2 protein-coding genes and 1 pseudogene are annotated in these 2,394 nt (G+C 68.8%); 2 read left to right on the top strand and 1 reads right to left on the bottom strand.

Going from position 1 to position 2,394, the window contains the following annotated elements:
* Positions 1 to 225, top strand: a pseudogene (locus tag ACE3TU_RS21450) (cytoplasmic protein); the annotation flags it as partial.
* Positions 226 to 237: 12 nt separating this feature from the next.
* On the opposite strand, the gene ACE3TU_RS21445 reads toward ACE3TU_RS21450, so the two are convergent.
* Positions 238 to 1,050: a transporter substrate-binding domain-containing protein gene (locus ACE3TU_RS21445; RefSeq protein WP_374627887.1), complete on the bottom strand. Its 813-nt coding sequence runs from the start codon at positions 1,048 to 1,050 to the stop codon at positions 238 to 240.
* A 184-nt stretch (positions 1,051 to 1,234) separates the two neighbouring features.
* On the opposite strand from ACE3TU_RS21445, the gene ACE3TU_RS21440 reads away from it, so the two are divergent.
* Positions 1,235 to 2,394, top strand: a 1,160-nt coding sequence (locus ACE3TU_RS21440; protein WP_374627886.1) for a glycosyltransferase, incomplete at its 3' end; no start/stop codon positions are given.

Below are 2,394 nucleotides of genomic sequence, written 5' to 3'. Positions count from 1 at the left end.
AACGCCGAGGGGCTCGACAGCGTGCTGGACGCGGCGGTGGCAGTGCTGCCGGATCGGCTGCAGGACACGGCCTATGCCTTCGCGGTGGAAGTTGCGGTGGTGGACCTGCACCTGCCGCAGGAGGAACTGCGCCTGCTCGAGATGCTGCGCGACAAGCTCAAGGTCGACCGGCTGGTCACGGCGGCGATCGAGGCCAGCGCGCGGGCGCGCATGCGGCGCGCCTGACCGGCGCGGCGTTCAGTAGAAGCTGACCGGGAACCAGCGCAGGTAGAGTTCGTCGAACACGCCCGAGCGCTTCAGCCGTCCGAGGCCATAGTCGATGGCCTGGCGGACTGCGTCGTGGCCGGCCGGCAGGGCGATGGCGAAGCCCTCCCCGAACAGATCCGGACGGAAGTACGGCTCGCCGGCGAAATCGCAGCAGCCGACATGGCTGTTGAGCCAGAACGCGGCGCGCAGGCCATCGCCGAAGAAGGCATCGACCTGGCCATGCTGGAGCGCGTCGAGCGCGGCGATCTCCGTGTCGAAGTCGACGAGCGTGGCGCCCGCGAGGTAGCGCCGGACGAACTCGGCATGCGTCGAGGCGCGGCGAACGGCGACCCGCCGGCCGGCGAGGCTGGCGGGATCGAACTCCCCGGCAGCCGCGACGGGCGTAACAAAGCGCCCCGGCAGCATCAGGTAGACATTGGAGAAATCGAAAAGCGCGCCGTTCTCTGGCGTGATCGCGAGACCGGCGATCAGTGCGTCGCCCTGCTTGTCTTCGAGGGCGCGGGCTGCCTGATCCCACGGCCAGGCCTGCACGGTACAGGCGATGGACAGATCGTTGCAGAGCGCCCGCGCCAGATCGATGTTGAAGCCGACCAGTTCGCCCTTGTCGTCACGGAAGTTGAAGGGCGGGAAATCTGCCGTGGTGAGGAAGCGGATGGTCGGCACCGCGGTGAGATTGGGCACGATCTCGCGCGCACCGGGATCGACGTGATGGGGCAAGGCCTGGGCCAGGGCCGGCGGCGACAGGGCAAGAAGCACGGCAAGGGCTGAGACGAGGAGGCGCATCGGATTCCGGCGGCGGCGTGAGCCACCGCATATTGCGCAAAATCGCAGCAAAGGCGAGGCACTTGCAGAACCGGCGCCGCCACCGGGGCCGGGCCCGAGAGCACAACACTATTGACGTCGCGTCGCGGCTGATCACTAATCCTTAGAACTCTATATTATTGAAGTCATATTCTCCGGGGGCGACGTGTCGGACGCGACTGCCCTGATGCTGGCAATACTGGCCGGCAGAATTGCGGACGCGGCCGGGGCCCGCGTGCAGCTCGAGGTGGCCATCGGGCTCGAGGTCGATCCGCTCGACCACGCGGCGCATCAGTTCGGGCTGAGCAACGCCGAAGTGATGGCCCGCGCCGCGGACTGGGCGGGACTGGCCTTTGCCGAAACCATCCCGCGCCTCGTGGACGGCAGCACGCAGATCCGACGGCTCGACGCGATGTCCGAGGTGCGGGCGCTGCGTGCCAGGCTGCTCGGGCGCGAAGTGGTGTTTGCGGCGCCGCGCTTCGCACAGTTCCTGACGCTCAAGGCGCATGCCGATGGCGACCCTTCGTTCCGGCGCCGGCTCTGCGTGGTGCCGCCGGATGCGATCCGCGCCAACCTGGCACGGGCGAGCGAGGTGCTGCTGCTGGATGCGGCCCGACATCGCCTGTCGCAGCGCTGGCCTTCGGCGAGCGGCCATCGCGACCTGGTCCCGCTGCGGCGGGCACTGTTCGTTATGGCCATCCTCGTCGTCGTGGGGCTCGCGGCGCTATCGCCGTTCGTGCTGCGCCCGGTGCTGGTACCGCTGGTGTCGGTTGTGCTGATCACGCCCGCGGCGCTGCGCCTCTGGGCTGCGCTGTCGCCACCCCCCGCCGACCCGACGCCACCGCCGCTCGCGGACGCCGAACTACCGGTCTACAGCGTGCTGATCCCGCTACGCGACGAGGCACACATGGTCGATCAGCTGGCCGCCGCGATGCGGGCCATCGACTACCCGGCGGCCAAGCTCGACATCAAGTTCGTCGTGGAAGCGCGCAGCCCGCAGACACTGGATGCCGTGCGACGCATGCTCGACGACCCCCGCTTCGAACTGGTGGTCGTGCCGGAAGCGCTGCCCTCGACCAAGCCGAAGGCGCTCAACTACGCGCTGCCGCTGGTGCGCGGCGAGCACCTGGTGATCTACGATGCCGAGGATATTCCCGACCCCGGGCAGCTGCGGCTGGCCGCCAGCCGCTTCGGGGCACAGCCGGAAATCGACTGCCTGCAGGCGGAACTGGTGATCGACAATGCCGGCGAGAACGCACTCACCGCCCTGTTCGCCGGCGAGTATGCGGGCCAGTTCGGCCTGATGCTGCCGCTCCTGGCACGGCT

Origin of the sequence: Devosia sp., from assembly GCF_041917035.1 — a bacterium.
GTDB lineage: Bacteria > Pseudomonadota > Alphaproteobacteria > Rhizobiales > Devosiaceae > Devosia_A.
The sequence above is the reverse complement of the archived record's forward strand: the minus strand, read 5'-3'. Positions and strand labels throughout refer to the sequence as shown.

Bases quoted from the DNA above. Each gene is read 5' to 3' on its own strand.
- ACE3TU_RS21445 (WP_374627887.1), bottom strand. From the start codon at position 1,050: ATGCGCCTCCTCGTCTCAGCCCTTGCCGTGCTTCTTGCCCTGTCGCCG.